Annotated in this window: 6 protein-coding genes; all 6 read right to left on the bottom strand. The window is 39.5% G+C overall.

Features of this window, described 5'->3' with window-relative positions; translation table 11 throughout:
* Positions 1 to 35: 35 nt before the first annotated feature.
* The gene (locus tag G1O98_RS01200; protein ID WP_163926796.1) at positions 36 to 4,937 is read right to left on the bottom strand and encodes a non-ribosomal peptide synthetase; all 4,902 of its coding nucleotides are present in this window, start codon (positions 4,935 to 4,937) and stop codon (positions 36 to 38) included.
* 97 nt (positions 4,938 to 5,034) lie between these two features.
* Positions 5,035 to 9,654 carry a type I polyketide synthase gene (locus G1O98_RS01205; RefSeq protein ID WP_163926797.1) on the bottom strand — a complete coding sequence of 1,540 codons (4,620 nt, stop codon included), beginning with the start codon at positions 9,652 to 9,654 and terminating at the stop codon, positions 5,035 to 5,037.
* Between the two features lie 14 nt (positions 9,655 to 9,668).
* Positions 9,669 to 12,935, bottom strand: coding sequence for a non-ribosomal peptide synthetase (locus G1O98_RS01210; protein WP_163926798.1), 3,267 nt, complete (start codon positions 12,933 to 12,935; stop codon positions 9,669 to 9,671).
* 5 nt (positions 12,936 to 12,940) lie between these two features.
* Positions 12,941 to 17,545, bottom strand: a complete 4,605-nt coding sequence (locus G1O98_RS01215) for a non-ribosomal peptide synthetase (RefSeq protein ID WP_163926799.1) — start codon at positions 17,543 to 17,545, stop codon at positions 12,941 to 12,943.
* A gap of 30 nt (positions 17,546 to 17,575) precedes the next feature.
* Complete coding sequence (locus G1O98_RS01220; RefSeq protein WP_163926800.1) at positions 17,576 to 18,586, bottom strand: TauD/TfdA family dioxygenase; 1,011 nt, start codon at positions 18,584 to 18,586, stop codon at positions 17,576 to 17,578.
* A 14-nt stretch (positions 18,587 to 18,600) separates the two neighbouring features.
* Positions 18,601 to 23,316, bottom strand: a complete 4,716-nt coding sequence (locus G1O98_RS01225; protein ID WP_163926801.1) for a non-ribosomal peptide synthetase — start codon at positions 23,314 to 23,316, stop codon at positions 18,601 to 18,603.
* Position 23,317: the final 1 nt, after the last annotated feature.

Raw genomic sequence — 23,317 nt, forward strand, 5'->3', positions numbered from 1 at the left:
TCAGGATTTTATTCGCATAGAGAGACAGAGAGCAATTAGGAGATAATGTTAGATTTTTGTTTAATCTTCATTAACTTATGGCGAATGGTTTGTTTATATTCTTGTTCTTTAGCTAGTTGTTGTTGATGGTCAAATTTTTTAAGTTTTTCTACTAGCTGGTTGAGTTGGATATCTGGTTGTGTAACCACAGACCGCAAAAGCATTTCTAACTGTTCTGTCATGCGGACTATAGTGTTGGATTCAAATAAATCCGTTTTATATTCAAAGCAACCACTAATACCTTCTGCTTGTTCTGAAAGTAAGAGTCCTAAATCAAAGGGTGATCTCTGCTTGTTGGTTTCGAATGGGCTAAGGGTGAGATCAGGTAAAGATAAAGTAAGTTTTTGAATATCTGGTGTGGCTATATTCTGCAAAGTAAACCACACTTGGAACAGTGGATTATAATTTAAATCTCGTTCTAGCTGCAATTCTCCGACTAACTTTTCAAAAGGTAAATCCTGATGAGCATAAGCTCCTAAAGTTACTTCGCGTGTTCGACGCAGCAATTCACTAAAAATAGGGTTTCCTGAGAGGTCTGTCCGCAGAACTAAACTATTGACAAAAAAGCCAATTAATCCTTCAATTTCACTGCGATTGCGGTTAGCAATGGGCGAACCTACAAGGATATCCTCTTGCTTGGTGTAGTAGTAGAGTAAAACGTTGAAAGTCGTTAGCAGGGTCATAGAGAGGGTAACATCTTCCCGCTTGCTAAGTAATTGCAGTGCATCGCTGAGGTCTTTGGGTAGCTGGAACAATTGGGTTGTGCCAGTATAAGTTGGCTGCAAAGGTCGAGGTTTGTCAGTGGGCAACTCTAGCTTTGTCGAAGCGTTTTGGAGTTGTTGTTTCCAGTAAGCGAGTTGAGTTTCTAGCACCTTTCCTTGCATCCATTCTCTCTGCCAAACAGCAAAATCTGCATACTGAATTGGCAATTCTGGTAGTGTCACCGATTTACCTTGGCAAAATGCTGCGTAAAAGTCTGCTAGTTCCCGAATGAGTATGGCCATTGACCACAGGTCGGAGATAATGTGGTGCATGGTCAGCAGTAATACATACTCTGCTTCGTCTAGCTGGAGTAGCGTGGCTCGAAGTAATGGCCCTTGAGCTAGGTTGAATGGGCGTTGTGCTTCTGCGAGTGCAAGGCGCTTTGCTTCAATTTCTCGTTGTTGGGGCGATCGCTCATCTCCTCTTAGGTCTACTATTGGTATAGCAATATCAGTAATCGGTTGAATTTTCTGAACTGGTTGCCCTTCGACTGTAGTAAAAACTGTGCGTAAGGTTTCGTGACGACTGACAACTGCATTCAGGCTTTGCTCTAAGGCTGTGATGTTGAGTGAACCAGTCAAGCGCACAGATGTAGGATCATTATAAGTATGATTGCCTGGATCTAATTGATCGAGTAACCATAGTCTTTGTTGAGCAAAAGACAGAGGTAAATCTTGCGATCGCAAAACCCGATTGATGGGTGGCAGTTCTAATCCTTTGCCAGTGTTAATAGCTGTTTGAACATCTTTAGCTAGTTCGGCGACAGTTGGAGACTCAAATAAACGGCGCAAGGGTAACTCGACTTTAAAGGCTTGACGGATCTGGGAGATGACACGCGTCGCCAATAGAGAATGTCCGCCCAACTCAAAGAAGTTGTCGTTGACACCAAGCTTTTCTAAACCAAGTACCTGTGTCCAAATTCCGGCTAGCATTTCTTGGACTGGGGTAACAGCAGCCACGAGATCAGATTCGGGCATCAACTGTGTCAAATCAGGTATGGGAAGCGCTTTGCGGTCTATTTTGCCATTTGGTGTTAGTGGTAGTTTTTCCAGTAATACAAAAGCAGCAGGAACCATGTACTCTGGTAAACTTTCTTTGAGGAATTGTCGTAACTGTGGTATTAGTTCACTATTATTTTTTAACTCAACATTATGAGTATTAGGAACTATATATGCTACTAGACGCTTGTTACCAGGGTTATCTTCCCTAACTACAACTATACTTTCCTGCACAACTGAATGCTGAACTAATTTGGCTTCAATTTCTCCTAATTCAATGCGGAATCCACGAATTTTTACTTGATGATCAATACGTTTGATAAACTCAATATTACCATCACTTGAATAGCGAACTATGTCGCCTGTTTTGTATAGGCGTTCTCCTGGTTGATTACTAAATAGGTTGGGAATAAATTTTTCGGCAGTCAAATCAGGACGATGGCTATAACCTCTGGCTAGACTAACGCCACTAATATAGAGTTCTCCGGGAACTCCTATAGGTAAGGGTTGTAAATTTTTATCTAAAATATAAAGTTTAGTATTAGGAAATGGTTGCCCAATAGCTACTAATTTATTAAGTTCTAAATTATTTACCGTAGTTTCAAAATAAGAACTATCAATGGTAGCTTCTGTCAGTCCATAGGAGTTAATTAAACGAGTTTGAAAACTACAAAATCTTAAAAAATTTCGGTATTCTGCTCCACTCCAACTATCAGAGCCACAAATCAGCAACCGCATAAAATCTAAACGCTGTTGGCTACTATCAAGATAGTGAATCAAATTTCTCAATACAGCAGGTACAAACTCAGCACAATCCACCTTTTCTTGTTCCATGAGTTCATACAATTGTTCTGGCGATAGCAACAAATCCTTTGAGCATAAAACCAACTTGCCACCAGAACATAAAGACCGAATCAAATCCCCTGAAAAAACATCAAAGGAAAAGCTGGCCATCTGTAAATGAGATGTTGCCTTTGTACTTAATTGGTAGATTTTTTCCCAGGCAAAATAAGCATTCACAAGGCTAAGATGTTGAATCATTACCCCCTTAGATTGACCTGTGGAACCAGAGGTATAGATGATGTAAGCAACGTTGTCTGGGTGTAATTGAATTATAGCTGGATTGGATTGAGATAATAGTGTGATGCTCTCCCAATCTTTATCTATGTATACAAGTTTAATTGGCAAAACTGGTAGATTTTGTAAAAGTTGCGTCTGGGTGAGTAATACAGAAACTTGTGCATCTCGCACCATGAAAGTCAAACGCTCTTGGGGTAATTGTGGATCTAAAGGTACATAAGCTCCCCCAGCTTTGAGAATGCCCAAAACTCCTATTATCATCTCTAGGGAACGCTCAACACAAATTCCCACCCTAACCTCTGGCTCAACACCCAGTTTCTGTAAGTAATGAGCGAGTTGATTTGCTCTGTGATTGAGTTCTTGATAAGTTAAATATTGATTTTCATATACTGCTGCTACAGCATCCGGCGTTTTTTCTACCTGTGCTTCAAACAGTTGATGAATACATTTGTCTTGTGGATACTCAGCTTGAATGTCATTCCACTTTTCTAACAGTTGATGTTGCTCATCTTCTGTTAACAATGGTAATTGAGAAAGCCGTTGCTCTGGATTAACAACAATCCCACAAAGCAATGTCTGCAAATTCCCTGCCATCCGGCGTATAGTATCTGCTGCAAATAAATCAGTATTATATTCCAGACTGCCAACCATGCCCGACGCTGTTTCGCTCATTTCCAGTGTCAAATCGAATTTGGCAGTACCACTTTCACTTTCTAGCGAATTTAAGCTCAAACCCGGTAACTTTATCTGTGTCCTTTGTGCATTCTGAAGCACAAACATCACCTGAAATAGCGGCGAATGACTTAAGTTTCGTTGTGGCTGCAATTGTTCTACAAGTTGCTCAAAGGGTACATCTTGATGAGCATAAGCCCCTAAAGCGACTTCACGCACTCGGCCTAATAGCTCTCGAAAGCTGGGATCACCTTCAAGATTAGTTCGCAACACTAAGGTATTGACAAAAAAGCCAATTAGCTTTTCTATTTCACTGTGGTTACGATTGGCAATTGGTGAACCAATCACAATATCAGTGCTGGTTGTGTAGCGATACAATAAGGTTTTGAAGGCTGCAAGCATTGTCATAAACAAGGTGGCTCCTTCTTGCTGACTCAATTGCTTCAAAGCAACAGATAGTTCTGCGGATAACTCGAAACGATGAGTAGCACCCTGGAAGCTTTGAATCGCTGGTCGTGGGTAGTCAGTAGGTAACTCTAGGGCTGTTGGCGCACCCTGCAACTGCTTTCGCCAGTAAGCAAGTTGGGATTCTAGTACTTCTCCTACTAGCCACTGCCGTTGCCATGCTGCAAAGTCTGCATACTGTATTGGTAATTCTGGTAGCCGTTTAGCATCTTGCAAAGAGGAATGATCTTGAGAAAAGGCTTCGTAAAGTGCTGTTAATTCTTGGATAAGTAGCTCCAATGACCAACCATCGGAGATGATATGGTGCATTGTTAACAAAGCTACGTATTCTTGCTTACTTAAATGTAGCAAAGTAAAACGTAGTAAAGGCCCTTGTGTTAAGTCAAAGGGCAACTTAGCTTCCTGAGCAGCCAGCCGCAAAACTTCAGCTTGCTGTTGTGCTGGTGTGATTTCTTGCAAGTTAATTACAGGTAACTGCAAAGTCAAGCTAGGAGCAATAACTTGAACTGGTTGTTGCTCAATTACTGTAAAAGTAGTTCGCAAGACTTCGTGACGTTGCACGATTTCGTTAAGACTCTGTTTTAGTGCTGCTACATTGAGTGTACCGGCCAGACGAAGGGCAAAAGATAGGTTGTAGGAAGGGTCATTAGGATCAAATTGATTCAGGAACCACAGCCGTTGTTGAGCAAAAGATAGGGGTAGGTTTATATCTCTAGGAATGGGCTTTATAGTAATCGAATTTGAGGCCAGGTTAGCAGCAGATAGAAACTTGAGGATTTCTATCTTGCGTTCTCGCAACTCGGCGCTCAATTCTGGTGTTAGTGTTCCTTGAGGAGCGTTACAGTATAAACGATCGCCATCAACCCTGAGCTTGATGTCTAAACTATCAATATAAGAAAAAAATTGATCGATGGTTTTCATAAATCTTTCTCCTCGTAACCGAACACAGTTAAAGCCATGTTTATTCAGAATCAACCAATCACAATTAACGTAGATAAATTACAGGTAAAGCATTTGTTCACAACTCTATTTCCTCGCGATCGCCAAAATTAGAACTGGCAGAAACCAAGATTTTTTTAGCTGTACTACGAATGTTTTCGATAGATTCTGAAATGCCAGTTATAGTAGGTTCATCAAATAGGTGACGTAGAGGCAAATCTATCAAGAAGGCTTTACGTAAGTGAGAAATCACCTGAGTTCCCAACAAGGAATGTCCTCCTAACTCAAAAAAGTTGTCATGGATTCCTATCTGTTCAACACCTAGAAGTTTTTGCCAAATTTCTGCAACAGTTTGCTCAACCTCATTTCTAGGTGCAATATATGCTGTGAGTAAATTTGGTCTTTGATGGTTGGAAAATAAATCTTCCTGGCTGGATAATTTCGTCTTTTGTAATGATTCCAGCTTGAGCCGTTGGTCAATCCTAGCTTGCAATTCTCCAGTTGAGACAACAATTTGAGAAATCCCAGACATGGATAACACACGTTCAAAGGCTTTTATACCTTCCTGTAATGTTATGAAAAATTGAGATGAATTTATTTCATTAATTGTATGTAGCTGTTCTTCTTTAGTTTTCCACATATCCCAGTTTATGCTACACCAAAAACAAGAATTTGTTTGGTTGTATTGATAAACAAAAGCATCCATAAAATTGGAAGCTGCGGAAGAAGAAACAAATCCTAATCCTCCTAAAACAGATGATAAAGATGATATTAAAAAACAAAAATCTAGGTTGTAGTTTCGCAAAACTTTTTCTAAAACAAATAATCCATAGACTTGAGAATGAAATTGTAATTGAGTTTCAGTTGGCAAAGTTCCTTGTATAGCACAATGTGCATTTTCAGGATTTCCAGCAGTGTGAATGACACCATGAATGTCACCAAAGCGTGAAGTAGCTGTGGCGATCGCATTGTGCATTTGTTGTTCGTTAGCAACATCAGCACTGATGACCAAAACCTCAGCGCCTAATGCCTCCAGTGCTTGTAATTTTCGGAGGTTGCAGCTAACAATATCCTGTTCATCATTAGTCGCCAACCATTGAGACCACTGCTCTTTTGCAGGCAAATCTGTTCGTCCCAGTAAAACCAATTTAGCCTGTACTTTCTGCGCTAGATATTCTGCCAGCGATAAACCAACGCTACCTAATCCATCAGTAATTAAGTAAACGCCTCCTTTCCTCAAACGAGTTTTGTCAGCAACACTCTGATCTAAGCGAACAGCCTCATAGGTTTGAATCCAGCGATGATGACCACGGTAAGCAATGACATTCTCTGTCGATTCTGCTGTAAATTCTCCTACTAGCTGATTTATAAGTTTCTCAGATGGTTTGGTGTCAGCAGCAGTAATTACCACATCAATGTGACAACAGGTAATATGAGGATATTCCTGGGGAATTACCTTGCATGAGCCAATCACTGTTGCTTTGTGTGGGCATAATTTCTCTTCGCCAGTGACATCATGTACATTACTGGTAACAACCATCAACTTTGTCGGCTCAGTTAGATTCTGTTCTGCCAGTGCTTGTGCTAAGAAAAGTAGACTGTAAAAGCCGACTTTTTGACAATCATCAAAATATTGTGTCTGTTCACTAAGGCTACTACAGGCAAAAGTATCGTTAGGTGCGACACTCCAAAAATGAGCGATCGCTTGTGGAATCAAACCCTGTTTTTGTAGTGCTTGCAGTAAAGCATGATAATCGTTGCGTTGTTCGGGATTGATTGTATAACTACCGTCACTGAGTTGAGCAAACTGCTCACCTACTTTGACTGCGATCGCATTTTGACCCTGTTGTTCTAGTCGTTTTGCTACTTCTGTTCCGATTCCATACGCATCGACAAAGACCAACCAGCATAACTTTTGCTGTGTCAGTTCACCTGTTTGCAAAACTCCCAGTGGTATAGATTGTTGCCAGCGAGGGATGTAAAACCAGTCAGCAATATCTAACTTTTTGTGTAATGCTTCTTGTCGAGATGTCGGTGCAGAAGCTGTTGGATTTGCCTCAATCCAGTAGCGTTGACGCTCAAAAGGATATGTTGGTAAGGGCAGGCGATCGCATTGCTGATGTGCGTAAAAAGCTGACCAATCCACTTGCACCCCTACTAACCAGAGCTTACCCAAAGTTTGTAGCACAAATGCTACATCTGACTGTTGCTCTTGGGGATGGCGGATTGAGGTTAGCACCATTTGCTCATTTACTTGGTGTTGCTTGACCAAGCTACTCAGTGTCCGCCCTGGGCCAACTTCTAGTAAAATTCGCTCTGGCTGTTTGAGTAACTCAATCACCCCTTCACTGAAACGCACTGGTTGTCTGAGATGCTTCGCCCAATAATTAGGGTCAGTTGCTTCGGCTGTGGTAATCCAAATTCCACTGACATTAGATAAAAATGGAATTTTCGGAGGATTAAGTTTAACTGTTTGCAACAGTTGAGTAAACGGCTCAATGATTGCTGACATCATCGGCGAATGAAAGGCATGAGAAGTGTGTAAAAGTCTACACTCCACACCTTGTTTACGCAGTTGATGTTGCAATTTTTCCACAGATGACACCGGGCCAGCTACGACACATAGAGATGGTGTATTGTAAACTGCGATCGCTAATTCTTGTGTTAACAAGGGTTGAAGTTCCGCCTGTGATAGCGTTACTGCTAACATCGCTCCAGCAGGAACTTGCTGCATCAGTCGCCCACGCATTGCAACCACAAACAAAGCATCTTCCAGCGAGAACACTCCAGCCAAGCAAGCAGCAACATACTCCCCAATACTGTGGCCTATCATCACTTGTGGATTTACCCCCCAAGCCATCCACAATTGTGCTAAGGCATATTCCACCACAAACAGGGCAGGTTGAGCGATCGCCGTTTGTTTCAGCTGTTTTTCCACCTCTTGATGTTGTGTCGCACTAGGATACAGTAGTTCTCGCAAATCTATCCCTAGATGCGGTTGAAGTAATTTGCAGCAATCATCAATCTGTTCTCGAAAAATTGACTCAGTTTCATAAAGTTCTCGACCCATGTTCACATACTGAGTACCTTGTCCAGAAAACATAAACGCCACTGGGCAATGTTTTGGTTCCTGATAGTGGGTGAATACTTCTGGTGAACCTGGAGATTTCAATGCTTTGAGTGCATCATCAATGTTCTTGCATACCAACATCCGGCGATAGTCAAAAGTTCTACGACCAACACCAAGGGTATAAGCGATATCAGCAAGATTTTTACTGGGATATTGCTGTAAATAATCAACTAAATTTGTCGTAGCAGTTTCTAGCGCCGAGTTAGTTTTAGCTGAAAGCACCAACAACTGATAATTTCTCCCCTGCTCCTCCGATTTCCTGCTCCCCTGCTCTCTTAAAGAAGGTGCTTCTTCAAGAATTACATGTGCATTAGTCCCACCAATACCAAAGGAACTAACACCAGCACGGCGAGGAATATCTTTCACTTCCCACGGAGAAAGAGCAGTATTAACGTAAAAAGGACTGTTGGCAAAATCAATTTGGGGATTAGGTTTTTCAAAGTGTAAGCTGGGTGGAATCTGCTTGTGCTTGAGAGCTAATACAGTTTTGATTAAGCCTGTCACTCCGGCAGCAGCATCCAAGTGTCCGATATTTGTTTTCACCGAGCCAATTGCACAAAAGCCTTTCTTTTGGGTACTGGCTTGAAAAACCTCTGTAAGTGCAGCGATTTCTATTGGGTCTCCTAAAGATGTTCCTGTACCGTGGGCTTCAATGTAGGTAATAGTTTCTGGTTCAACTTCGGCCACAACTTGAGCCATTCTGATTACCTTTGCTTGACCACCGATCCGGGGTGCAGTGTAGCTAACTTTGTTTGACCCATCATTATTGATAGCAGAACCTTTGATAACGGCGTGGATACAATCTCTATCAGTGAAGGCATCTTCTAGTCTTTTTAAAACTACGATTCCTACACCTTCGCCACTAACAGTTCCCTGTGCTTTAGCATCAAAGGCACGGCAATAGCCATCTGGTGACGAAATGCCGCCTTCTTGGTAAAAATAACCACCTTTTCTTGATGACTTGATGGCAACACCGCCAGCCAAAGCCATATCACATTCACCATTCAGCAAGCTTTGACACGCTAGGTGTACAGCTACTAATGAAGTTGAACAGGCAGTTTGGACTGTATAACTAGGGCCAGTTAAGTTAAGTTTATAAGAAACACGGGTAGTAAGGTAATCTTTATCACCTGCAATATTTAGTTGATGACCATTAAAAGTAATATTTTGATTTAAATAAACATTAAGTAAGTAGCTACTGAGGCTAGAACCTCCAAAAACACCTATAGCACCTTTGTATATTTCTGAGTTATAACCCGCGTTTTCCAGTGCTTGCCAAGCACACTCTAAAAATAACCGATGTTGCGGGTCGGTTATTTCTGCTTCTCTAGGATTGAAGCCAAAAAAGGCAGCATCAAACAATTCTACATCTTCTAATAGAGATGCTGCTTTGATATAGTTAGGATTTTTCAAAACATCTGGATCTAATCCTGATGACAACAATTCTTCATCGCTGAAAAAAGAAACTGAATTTACACCATTTTGGAGATTTTGCCAAAATTCCTCAACATCTTTAGCACCGGGAAATCTTCCTGATAATCCAACAATCGCTATTTCTGAACCGTTCATTCTGTTTTAAATCCTCAATTATTTATAATAGATTTCATTTTTTGCAAACGTTTTTTTTGTTGCGCTTTCCCATCTAAAATTTTGTCAGTTTGAATATCAGTTTCCTGTAAAGAAATTGTTTTTTGTTGAGACGAATTTAAATAATCTGCTAAATAACTAATAGTGGGGTATCTGAACAGATCGAGGATTGATAACTCAGTTTTAAATATTTCGCGCAATTGGCTATGAACTGTAATTAAGAGTAATGAATGCCCACCAAGCTCAAAGAAATTATCGTGAATGCCTATTTTCTCGATTTTCAAAGATTTTTGCCAAACATCTGCAATAGTCTGTTCGACCTCTGTTTGTGGCAGCAAATAAGCCACTGCTAATTCTGGACGGAAATTTTCAACTGCGGGTAGTGCTTTGTGGTCTACCTTACCGTTAGATGTCAAAGGTAGGATATCTAAAGTCACAAAAGCCGAGGGAATCATATAGTTTGGCAGCTTAGGTTCCAAAAAGCGGCGCAGTTCAGGTATTGCTAATGTCTGCTGCGGTTGTAAAGTAATATAAGCTACTAAAGTTTGATTTGCTGATTCATCTTTCCGAACGACAACTACACTCGTAGATACACATGGGTGTTGATTGATTGTGGCTTCAATTTCTCCCAATTCAATGCGGAAACCGCGAATTTTTACCTGGTCATCGATTCGTCCGAGAAATTCCAGAACCCCATCTGGTCGGTAACGCGCCAAATCACCTGTTTTATACAGTCGTTCCCCTGGTATTTGAGAAAATGGGTTAGGAATAAACTTTTGTGCTGTCAATTCTGGCTGATTGAGATAACCTCTAGCTAATCCCAAACCACCAATGTGCAACTCACCCACCACGCCAATCGGTACAGGTTGACAGTGTTGGTCAAGCACATATAACTGGGTGTTAGCAATAGGATTACCAATTGCGACTGAAGTGGAAAGATTTTCTCCTGTCGGTACTTGGTAAATGCAACACCCTACAACTGTTTCTGTCGGCCCGTATTCATTGACCAACATCGTATCTGGTGCAAACTCCCGCCAGAAAGCAATATCTTCAGCCAACAAATTCTCACCACCAATGATAAAGGCTCTGGTGCGACCTGCGGCTTCTTGCGGTGATAACATCTGACATAGTAACTTTAGGTGAGCCGGTGTAATTTTCACCAAGCTTAAGTTAGAGCGTGCGCGTAAAGCATTAGCCAGAGTTTCAATACCTTGGTCTGGTGAAAGAATTTCTACCTGATTCCCCACTAGTAACGGAGAGAACAGGCTGGTAATCGTCAGGTCAAATCCTAAAGGAGAATGAACGATTGTTCCTGTACCTTGGTCAAGATTATAAGCTTGGGTACACCAACTCAGGTAGTTAACTAGCCCTTGATGGTGAATTAATGTACCTTTGGGTTTACCAGTCGAACCAGAAGTGTAGATGATGTAAGCCAGATTGAGAGTTGTAATATCGTTGACTGGGTTATCTATTGGCTGTTGACTAATTATTTGCCAATCAGTATCTAAGCAAATTACTTGGGTTGCATCTGTTGGTAAGTTTGCTGCTAAATGTTGTTGAGTCAGTAGTACAGGTGTCTGAGCATCTTGTAAAATAAATGCAAGACGTTCTTTGGGATAGGTTGGCTCAATTGGTAGATATGCTCCACCTGCTTTGAGGATACCTAATAAGCCGATGACCATTTCTAGGGAGCGTTCTACACAAATCCCCACTGGTACTTCTGGCTTAACTCCTAATTGTTGTAGGTAATGGGCTATTTGGTTAGCACGGATGTTGAGTTCTCGATATGTGAGTTGCTCGTCTTTAAATACTACTGCAAGTGCATCTGGTACTTTTTCGACCTGTTCCTCAAATAAATGATGAATGCACTCATTTTTAGGATAATCAGCCTGTGTATTATTAAAATCAACTAGTAGTTGATGTTGCTCAACTTTTGTCAACATCGACAATGAAGCCAGAGGCTGACTAACATCTGCAATCAGATTTTCTAATAGAGTGACAAGATGCCCCAGCATCCGAGTGATAGTATCTGAATGGAAGCGATCGCAATCGTAAGATATTCTCAGTTCCAACTCAAAACTAGGGATAACTGTTACTGTTAGAGGATAATTAGTATTGTCAACAGAACTAATAGACTGAATTTCTAAATCTTTCATCCCATTTTTTAATGCAGCGTCAATGGGATAATTCTCAAATACTAATATGCTTTCAAATAAAGGTAAACCTCGCGGTACTTCGCTCCAGCCTTGCACCTCTACCAGTGGACTATATTCATATTGCCGAATTTCTGCCAGTTGTGATTGTAATTTTCTTAACCAAGATAACAAAGATTCTTCAGCATTAATTTTCACTCGTATAGGTAGAGTATTGATAAACATCCCCACCATAGACTCAGCGTTGACTAAATCTGCTGGACGACCGGAGACTGTTACACCATAAACTACATCTGTTTCTCTACTGTAGCGGCTTAAAAGTAAAGCGTAAGCTCCTTGGACAAGGGTGTTAAGTGTGAGTTGATTTTGTCTTGCTAAAGATTGTAGCGTTGCGGTGGTTGTTTGCGAAAGCTTGATTACTTGCTGATTGTATTTCTCTGGTTGCTTGAATGAGTCTTGAGTATTTAAATTAATTAAGGGTGTGGGTGCTGTAACTCCCTGTAATAACTGTTGCCAAAAGTCCTTTGCCTTGTTTATATCTTGTTGTTGCAACCAACCAATATAATTGCCAAAGGAAGTATCTAATACTAAAGGTAAATTTTTACCTTGATAAAGAGATTTGTAAATTTCTACTACTTCTTTTAAGACTAAAGCTGTTGACCAACCATCTAAAATGAGATGATGTTTACTCCAAACAAAGTAATAGCAATCATCATTATAGCGAATTAAATTCAGCCGCATTAAGCATGGCTGTGTCAGGTCAAAATTACAGGTGCGATCGCTCTCCAAAAGTTCCTGCAATTTCTGCGGCTGCTCATTTGGTTTGATATCTCGCCAATCGTGCTGTATTAACGATACTTCGACTTCCCGATGCACAACCTGTAAAGGTTTTTCTAGATTTTCCCAATAAAAAGCTGTCCGTAGAACAGTGTGGCGGTTGACTACTTCTTGCCAAGCTTGTTCAAAGGCTACAACATTAAAATTGCCCTTCAGGGAGTAACATAACTGGACAAAATAAACAGCCGATTCGGGAGCATACAAACTATGAAAGAGAATGCCCTGTTGTAGTGGTGACAGTTCATAAATATCTTGAATGTTGTCAGCTTTCATATATTTTACTTTCCACTCCCACGGTTAATTTTTGTCAGTAAAAAGTCGAGGTCTTTTTGGCTTACCTTTGCTTTGGAGAAATCAGAAGGTGTATAACCTCCTGCATCAGCCGATTGACAATGACTAATAATTTCCCGCAGTGCTTGGACAAATTTATCGGACAGACTTGAAACAGTAGCATCTTTATGTATTGCAGTGCTATAAGTCCAATCCAGTTGCAGGCTACCTCCACTCACAAACCCGCTAATATCTATAAGATGACGACGGCTTCCTAAAGGGCTACGTGCTGTGCCACTTGATTCTGAAGCTAATTTGAATAAAGAAGATTCTTGTAAAACTTGGTCAAATTGTCCTAAATAATTGAAACAAACTTCTGCTTGAGGCATAGCAGCTAAATTTTCAGCAGTATCACTGCACAGATAACGCAATACACCATAATCAAAACCACGATTTGGAATACTACGAAGCTGTTCTTTAATTGCTTTTAAAGCATCCTCAATCGCACTACTTTCTAAATTCAGCAAGACTGGAAATACAGTAGTAAACCAACCGACTGTACTAGATAAATCAACATCAGTAAAAATATCTTCTCGTCCATGTCCTTCTAAGTTAACTAACAGCATTTTTTCTCCTGTCCAGTCTGCAAAAGTTTTTACTAGTGCTGTTAAAAAAACATCATTTATCTGTGTATGGTACTTGGCTGGAACTTCTTGTAACAGTGATTGTGTTTCAGTTTCATTGAGGAATACTGAGAAAGTTTTACTTGTAGCTACAGTATTTAATCCGCTTACATAGTCCACTGGTAAAGGAGAAACTTTTTTTCTTAACTCACAACACCAGAACTCTAACTGTGAGTGCAGCGTCTTTGTGTTTGCATATTCTTGCAAACGTTCACTCCATTGTTTAAAAGAAGTTGTTTTGGTTGGTAATTGAATTGCTTGATTTTGCTGAATTTGTTCTATAGCTGTTTGCAAATCAGATAATAAAATTCGCCAGGAAACACCATCAACAGCCAAATGATGAATGATAAACAGTAAGCGATTATTTTGCTGAGAACCCAAGTCAAATAACGCCACCCTCACTATAGAACCATTTGATAAATCCAAACTTGCCTGTAATTCTGTGGCTTTGGCTTCAATAGCCGCTTTTTGTTGCTCTTGGGGAAATTCAGAAAAATCGAATTTAGTAAATGGTATTTCTGACTCAACACCAGCATTAAATGATTCCCAACCATTAGCTGCTAGTCGAAAACGCAAGCGGAGTGCGTCATGGTGTGCCAGTAAATGCTGTATTGCTTGCTGTAGAATACTCAGATCGATATCTTGCTGTAATTCTAGTAATAAAGATTGATTCCAATGATGCTGTTCAGGTAAATTTTGGGCAAAAAAGCTATGTTGAATTGGTGTGAGAGGTACAACACCAATTACCAGTCCTTGTTCTGATTCTGTCTTTGAGCTAGTATCTGCAATTAACGCAAGTTTTGCAACGGTTTGGTGTTCAAAAATTTGTTTGGGAGTGAGGCGTAAACCCGCTTGATTTGCTTTGGCGATCGCCTGAATACTAATAATCGAATCTCCACCCAATTCAAAGAAGTTATCGTGAATACTAACTTGCTCTAAATTGAGCAGTTCTGCCCAAATTTTAGCCAAGGCAATTTCTACTGGGGTACGCGGTGCAACAAAAGCAGCTTTTAATTCTGGTTTAACTGCATCTGGTGCTGGTAGAGATTTTTTGTCGATTTTTCCATTTGCTGTTAGCGGTAAAACCTTCAAGGATACAAAGTGTGAAGGCAGCATATATTCAGGCAATTTTTGCTTGAGAAAATCGCGCAATTCAGCAGATTTTAAATGTTCTTTAGGAACTATATAGGCTACAAGCTGCTTTTTCCCTGGATGAGCTTCTTTTGCAAGTACAACTACTTCTCGGATTTGTGAATCTTGACGAAGTACAGCTTCAATTTCTCCTAGTTCAATGCGATAACCATGTAATTTTACTTGGTCATCAATTCTACCCAAAAATTCTAAGTTACCATCAGATTGATAGCGTCCTAAATCTCCAGTTTTATAAAGTCTTGCGTCGGGTTTACTACTGAATGGATTAGGAATAAACCGCTCGTTAGTTAGTTCTGGTTGATTTATATAACCTCTGGCTACATTATCACCACCTATATAGATTTCTCCTACTACACCCAAAGGTACAGGTTGGCAATAGTTATCAAGTAAATATATTTGGGTATTGGCTAAAGGACGACCCAAAGGTACAGTATTTGATAGCGTATCAGTAGAAACTTCTTCTACCGGATAGGTGAGTACACCAACGGTAGTTTCTGTTGGGCCGTAGTGGTTGAAAATTTTGCATTCTGGTGCTAATTCACGTACCTGTTTAATCAAATCCCAGGTTGCGGCTTCACCACCAAGAATGAGGCGCTGACGTGGTAGAAGCTTTTCGGCGTGAGAACCTGATAATAAAGCGGATAAATGTGAAGGAACTATTTTAAGGCAATCTATGCAATGGCGATTGCAATATTCGGCAAATGCAACTGGATCAGTAGCACATTCCTCTGAAATGATATGCAAACATCCACCTGTACACAACGCCGAGAAAATTGCTGTATTACCTAAATCTGCGGCAAAAGTAGAAATAGTGGCAAAGCTAGCCGCCTCTGGTAAATCCAGTTTTTCTAATATACCGTTAACATAATTGACTATTTGCCGATGTTCAACTGCAACTCCTTTGGGTTTACCTGTTGAACCAGAGGTGTAGATTACATAAGCCAATTTCTCTGGCGTAGCAGGCTGGAGAATGTTGTCTGGAGGCGAATCGCTGATCTCTGCGTCGATAAAAACTACCCGCGCCTGGAAATTCATTTTTTCTACAAGGCGCTTTTGAGTTAACAACACCGATACTTGAGCATCCTGCAATCTGAATGCTAATGCTGCTTCGGGTAAAGAAGGTTCTAGCGGTAAATAGGCTGCACCTGCTTTGAGAATGCCAAGGATACCAACTATCATATCCAAAGAACGTTCAACGCGAAGCGCAACAACAGTTTCCGGTTTGACTCCTAATGATGCCAAATGATTAGCTAAGTTGTTAGCTTTAGCATTTAGTTGTTCATAGGTTAAATGTTGATTGCCAAAAACAACAGCAACATTATTTGGTGTGTTATCAGCCTGTGCTTCAATCCAGTGATGAATGCACTGGTATGGAGAAGGAGCAGTTTTGGTATTGTTAAATTCGCCTAATAGTTGCTGGCGTTCTTGTGGAGAGAGGATTTCTAGTTGTGCGACCACCTGCGGTACAGTAGAACTGAACGCAGTCTCTGGATTGTTAATTGCACTACTTAACAAAGTCTGAAACTGTGCTGCTAATCGCTCAATATCTTCTTGCTCAAATAAGTTCGCATCATAATATAATTCTGCTGTGAGTGAATCACCTTGATGCCAGCATAATAATTTCACCTTGAAGCGTTCAATACAGCTATAAATGTTTTGAATCGAGAAAGATACGTCACCAGCAAAATATTTACTAGGCTGGGATACGAATTCAAAGACGAAAGGTAAAAATGATGATTTCTGAGTATCTTTAGTCTCAGCGACAAAATCTTCTGAATTAAAAAAATCTTGCCATTGGACAGCTTCATTTAATTGTTTATCTAACTGCTTTAATATATCAGCAAGGATATAATTTTCTTGTATTTGAATACGAACAGGTAAATATTTGGCTAATAAACCAACTGCTGGTTGTAATTCTTGGTAATTTCTCCCATCACAACACCAAGCTAAAATAGTTTCAGATTTGTTAGTCAAACGCCATAATAGGATTTGCCAGCAAGCCATTAAAACTGTTGAAATATCTACAGTGTGTTTTTGTGCGATCGCTGCAATATTATTTGTGATAGCAGAATCAAAGTTAATCCTGATAACTTTGGGTTCAAATCCTGGCTTTTGATTAACTTTTTTTTCGTTTGGTAATTTATCTATAAGAGAATTAGACACTTTTTGATTGAACCAATACTCTTTTGCTATTTCCGCTTCTTCTCCAATTAATAACTCATTTTGCCAAGCAGCAATATCTGCATATTGTAAAGGTGTATCTTCTAGCTTATGTTCATGCAAATAAGTCTCATAAGTGACACTAATATCACGCAAAAGACGATGCAGGGATATTCTATCTGCACAAATGGTTGAGATTGCTACAAGTAAAAGGTATTGATTTTCAGATTTTTTAATTACATCAATCTGGCTAGTAAAACCTTCTTTTAAATCAAAGTATAATTTATTATACTCTTGAAATAATGCGTCAGTATTTATTTGTTGTGTTTCTGTATCTAAATTATGCCAATCATAATAGTTAAACTTTATAGATGCTTCCTCTCCAATGACTTGTAAAGGAACTGCCATTCCCGCCAATGTAGGAAAGCTAGTACGTAAAATTTCATATTTAGTCCAAACATTATGTATGGCTTTTTCTAAAATTGAATGTTCAATGTTTCCCTCTACTAGAACTGCACATTGAACCCGATATGGCTGGTGGTTCGCTTCTTGCTGTAATAACCATAAGCGTTTTTGCTGAGGTGAAATTTGAAAGCCTTCTATTGATATAGCTTGCATAATTATTCGATGTACTTAGATATATTTCAATTATTGACCTATATAAGGTTCTGCCATACCTACCAAAACTTTTCTCGCGCCTGTAAATGGCTTACGTCCATGAGCAGCTAGCATATTATCTAGCAGTAAAATATCCCCTTCTTGCCAAGAGAATGTTACTGTTTCTTGCTCATAACTTTTTTGAATTTCTTCTAATACTGAGGATTCAATTTCTGAACCATCTCCATAATAAGCGTTACGTGGTAATTCCTCAGCATTTAGTATAGCAAGTAAAGATTGGCGGACTTCAGCTTTTAAGCTTGAGATATGAAATAAATGCGCTTGATTAAACCAAATTGAATCACCAGTTTGAGGATGGGTAGCAACAGCTTGACAAACTTGGCTGGTTCTAAGTTTATTTCCGTCTAACCATGTAAAATCAATGCCGACAGATTGACAATATGCTTCGACTTCTGCTTTATCGTTAGTTTGAAATACAGTTTCCCAAGATAAATCAATTCCTTGTCCGTAATTACGGACATACATAATCTTTTTTTGAATAAATTGCTCTTTAATTTTTGGATCTATTCGTTCAAATATTTTACGACTATCCGCAATTGGTGTTTCTCCACCTTGCTCTGCTGCCTTTACACAAAAGAAGGCAATTTTCATTGGCCAATTAAGAGAATAGGCCATTTCATTATGTAGAGGAATTGATTGATCAGGCGGATATTCTGTTGATGTATATATTTTACCATCAACTTGGCTACGCGGAGTTGAACGATAAGAATATTCGATTAATTCTCCTGCTATAGCCTGCATAAAATTAGCAAATTCGCTATGAGTATTAACTGGAAAATTGCGAAAAAGTAAACCTCCATATTGAATTAATTGTTTTTCTATCCAACCACGGTTATTACTTGCCCAATTGACTAAATTAATGCCATCCACAGCAGCTTGAATAAGGAGAGGTAGCTGTTGATTAGATTCTAAGAAACTGGTTGTAACCAAGTTTTCGGAAGAAACTGTAATTGATTTTCTTTTGAATGTTTTTAGATTCATATTCTTATGCCTAATTATGATTCAACTTTGCCTGCGATCGCCTTGCGTCCGATTTTACCTAACTTCTGAATCCGAGCTTGCTGCAATTCTTGATTTTGGATGTTTTGTTGTTGTTTTTCCGTTTCCTGCAATAGTATTACTAATTGGTCGAGCCGAATATCTGGCTGTTCCACAACCTTTGTTAGTAATATGTCCAAAATAACTGCCATGCGAACAATAGTAGTGGCATGAAATAAATCTATTTTATACTCAAAGAAAGCTTCCATTCCTTCTGGTATTTCTGTTAATTGCAGTTTCAAATCATGACGAACTGTGCCACTGTCACCTTCTAAAATGCTGAGATTTAGCCCTTCTAGTTCTAGATTTGATTTAGGAGCATTTTGCAAAACAAACCATACCTGAAATAGCGGCGAATGATTTAAATTACGCTCTAGCTGTAGTTCTGCTACTAACTTCTCAAATGGTAAATCTTGGTGTGCATAAGCTCCCAAAGCTGTTTCTCGTACCTGTTGCAATAATTCTTTAAAGGTAGGGTTATGAGAGAGATTAGTTCGTAATACGAGAGTGTTGACAAAAAAGCCAATTAATCCTTCTAATTCACTACGATTACGGTTAGCGATGGGAGAACCTACAAGGATATCTTCTTGCTTTGTATAGTGGTAGAGCAAGGTATTGAAAGCTGCCAGGAGAGTCATAAATAAAGTGACACCTTCTCGCTGACTGAGAGATTTAAGGTTATTAGATAGTGTAGGTGATAGGCTGAATGAGTGTTTTTTTCCTAAAGAAGTTTGTAGTTGAATGCGCGGTTTATCTGTTGGTAATTCTAAGATTGTCTTTGCATTTTTTAACTGTTGTTTCCAGTAGGTTAATTGAGTATCAAGCCTTTCTCCTTGTAAATATTGCTGTTGCCACACTGCATAATCAGCATATTGAATTGTTAACTCTGTTAGCAGAGAAGGTTTGCTATTTGAAAATGCTTCATAAAGTGCTGAAACCTCGCGGATAAACACTCCTCCTGACCAAGCGTCAGAGATAATATGATGCATTGTGACTAACAAGATATGTTCTTCTAGAGTGAGGCGCAAAAGCACTAATCGCATCAACGGTGCTTGTGTTAAATCAAATGGTTGCTGGGCATTTTCTACTTTCAGCCTTTGTATTTCTTTTTCTCTTTCAATTACTGGTAAATGTTGTAAATCTACGATTGGTATAGGTAGTCTAAATTCAGAAATAATCTTCTGAATTGGTCGGACTTCAACAACTGTAAAGTACGTCCGTAAAACTTCATGTCGCCGGACAATTTCGTTAATACTGTTCTCTAGTGCTGCTACATTCAGTGTCCCTTGCAGCCGCACCAAATCAGAGCCATTATAAGCTGTTGAGTCGGGATCTAATTGATGAAGGAACCACAATCTTTGTTGAGAAAAAGACAGAGGTAATTCTTGATTTCGGTCAACAGGTACTAAAAAAGGAACTGAATTTAATTTAGGTTTAGCTTTCTCTATATGTTTGGCAAGTTCAGCTATTGTGGGTGATGCAAATAGATTACGTAGCGGTATTTCTAATCCAAATGCTTTTCGTACTTGGGAAATTACTTGAGTAGCTAATAAAGAATGTCCACCTAATTCAAAAAAGTTGTCGTTAATGCCTACTTGCTGTATTCCCAATATTTTTACCCAAATTCCTACCAACATTTCCTCAGTTGGGTTACGAGGAGCAACAAATGTTTGTTCTAGTTCAGGGCGGGTTTGCTCTGGTACTGGTAATGCCCTACGGTCTACTTTGCCATTAGGCGTTAACGGTAAACTGTCTAGCAGCACAAAGGCAGAAGGAATCATGTATTCTGGCAAATGTTGCTGTAGGTAATTTCGCAGTTCATTAATAGAATGTGCCGCGTTTTGATGAAAAACGACATAAGCCAGAAGAGATTGATTTTCCTGCACAACAACAGCTTCCCGCACAGCGAGATGTTGGCACAATACTGTTTCAATCTCTCCCAATTCAATCCGAAAACCTCGGATTTTCACTTGATGATCTATTCTTCCTAAATATTCAATGTTGCCATCTGGTAAATATCGAGCTAAATCTCCAGTTTTGTAAAGGCGACTTTCTGGTTGATTACTAAAAGGATTAGGAATGAATTTTTCATCTGTCAAATCTGGGCGATTTAAATATCCTCTAGCTACTCCAACCCCACCAATATGCAATTCTCCAGAAATGCCAATAGGTACTGGTTTTAAATGGGAATCTAACAAATAAATTTGGGTATTGGCGATGGGGCGACCAATTGGAACTATGGATTTATCACTTTCTTGTTGACACTTCCAGAAGGTAACATCAATCGCAGCTTCTGTGGGGCCATAAAGATTATATAGTTCGGCATCTAAAACATCAAAAAATCTTTTCTGAACTGTGAAAGATAGAGCCTCACCACTACAAATAACTCGCTTGATAGATTTTAATTTTTCTATTCCTGGTGCTTCTAAGAATACCTGAAGCATTGCAGGTACAAAATGTAGAGTTGTAATATTTTCTTCAGCAATTAAGTCTACTAGATATGCACTATCTTTATGTCCTTCTGGCTTTGCAATTACTAGACGAGCGCCTGTGATGAGAGTCCAGAAAAATTCCCAGACTGATACATCAAAACTAAAAGGGGTTTTCTGAAGTACAGCATCAATTGCTGTTAGTTGATAAGCTTGTTGCATCCAGAGGAGACGATTACAAATCCCGCAGTGCGTGTTCATTGCTCCTTTTGGTTTTCCTGTAGAACCAGAAGTGTAAATGATGTAAGCTAAATTATCAGGTGTGATTTTGGTATTTAGGTTATCTTTACTGTATTGTGCTATGTTTTCCCAATCAGTATCTAAGCAGATAGCTTGGCCTTGATATGTTGGCAGTTTGGTTAATATTTCTTGCTGCGTTAATAATAGTGGCGCTTGAGAATCTTCTAAAAGGAAAGCTAAACGCTCTAGAGGATAATTAGGATCTATTGGAACATAAACACCGCCAGCTTTTAATATTCCCAACAGCCCCACTACCATTTCTAAGGAGCGTTCTAGACAAATGCAAACCCGCTTCTCTGCTTGAACTCCTAACAATTGTAAGTAATGTGCTAATTGATTGGCACGATTATTTAATTCTCTATAAGTAAGTTTTTTATCTGCAAATATTACTGCAATAGCATCAGGTGTCTTTTCTACTTGTGCCTCAATTAAATGATGCAGGCATTTTTCAAGCTGGCTATGAGAAATCTCTAAGGAATTTTGATTAAATTCTACTAATAACTGATGTTGTTCAGTTGGTGTTAATAAAGGCAATTTACTAATAGAGCGATCGCAATTAGCAACTATACTCTCTAATAAAGTTTGAAAATGTCCCACCATCCTGTTAATGGTGTCAGCATGGAACAACTCGCTGTTGTACTCCAAAAATCCTATTAGCCCTTGCTTGGTATCTTCTACATACAAAGTCAAATCAAACTTGGCAGTCCCGTTGTCTATCATTAAAGGAGCCAAGGTTAAATTCGGCAGTTGTAGGGCTAATATTGGCGCATCTTGGAAAACAAACATCACCTGAAACAGAGGAGTGTGGCTTAATGTCCGTTCCGGTTGTAGTTCTTTGACTAGCTGTTCAAAGGGAAAGTCTTGATGAGTGTAAGCAGCTAAGGCTGTGTCGCGTACTCGTTTCACCAACTCTCTAAAACTTGGTTCTCCAGATACATCAGTTCGGAGAACTAAAGTGTTAACGAAGCATCCGAGTAAATTTTCAATTTCGCTGTGGGTGCGGTTTGCAACAGGAGTCCCAACTAATAAGTCTGTTTGCCCTGTGTAACGGTAAAGCAAGGTTTTAAACGCAGCAAGCAATACCATAAACAGGGTAACGCCTTCCTGTTGACTGAAAGATTGGAGTGCATCTGCGATCGCTTGCGGAATTATAATAGTTGCACGCGCACCTTGAAAGCTTTGTTGTGCAGGGCGGGGATAATCTGTTGGTAAGTTGAGAATTGGCGGCGCATCTTTAAGTTGTTGCTTCCAGTATGTCAGATGGTGCGATTTATCATTTAAATATTGTCTTTGCCACAGTGCAAAGTCTGCATACTGAATTGGTAACTCTGGCAAGTTTGCTGAATTATCTTGACAGAAGCCTTGGTATAGTGCTGCTAACTCTCGAAAAAAGATTTGCCATGACCAACCATCAGAAATAATGTGATGCTTGGTCAATAAGAGAATATGTTCTTGCTCACTCAGACGAATTAGCGTACCTCGAAGCAGTGGCGCTTGAGCCAGGTCAAAAGCTTGCCGAGCTTTTTCTGTAACAATTTGGTTGACTTTCGTTTCTGAGTATGTGCCTAATTCTATAGTTGTCAGCGTAAATGTGAGTTTGGGAGCAATTAATTGTAAAGTTTGCTCATCTACAATTTGAAAGCTAGTGCGGAGAATTTCATGCCTTTTAATAATTTCATTAATACTTTTTTCTAAAGCTGGAGTGTTGAGAATACCTGTAAGATGCAATAGACTAGATTCATTATATAAAGGTGTATCTGGTTGTAGCTGATGAAGCAGACACAACCTTTCTTGAGTTAATGATAAATATAAAATATCTGATGCTGTTCTTTTAAAAATTGATGTTGATTTTTTAACTTGTAAGTTTTTCTGTTTTAGCCGCATTTCAAACAATGCTCTTTGTTCGGGAGATAAAGCGGCAATTCTTTCATTAATATCTTTCACA

This window comes from Nostoc sp. UIC 10630 (assembly GCF_010747425.1).
Lineage (GTDB): Bacteria > Cyanobacteriota > Cyanobacteriia > Cyanobacteriales > Nostocaceae > Nostoc.

Bases quoted from the DNA above. Each gene is read 5' to 3' on its own strand.
- G1O98_RS01200 (WP_163926796.1), bottom strand. From the start codon at position 4,937: ATGAAAACCATCGATCAATTTTTTTCTTATATTGATAGTTTAGACATC.
- G1O98_RS01205 (WP_163926797.1), bottom strand. From the start codon at position 9,654: ATGAACGGTTCAGAAATAGCGATTGTTGGATTATCAGGAAGATTTCCC.
- G1O98_RS01210 (WP_163926798.1), bottom strand. From the start codon at position 12,935: ATGAAAGCTGACAACATTCAAGATATTTATGAACTGTCACCACTACAA.
- G1O98_RS01215 (WP_163926799.1), bottom strand. From the start codon at position 17,545: ATGCAAGCTATATCAATAGAAGGCTTTCAAATTTCACCTCAGCAAAAA.
- G1O98_RS01220 (WP_163926800.1), bottom strand. From the start codon at position 18,586: ATGAATCTAAAAACATTCAAAAGAAAATCAATTACAGTTTCTTCCGAA.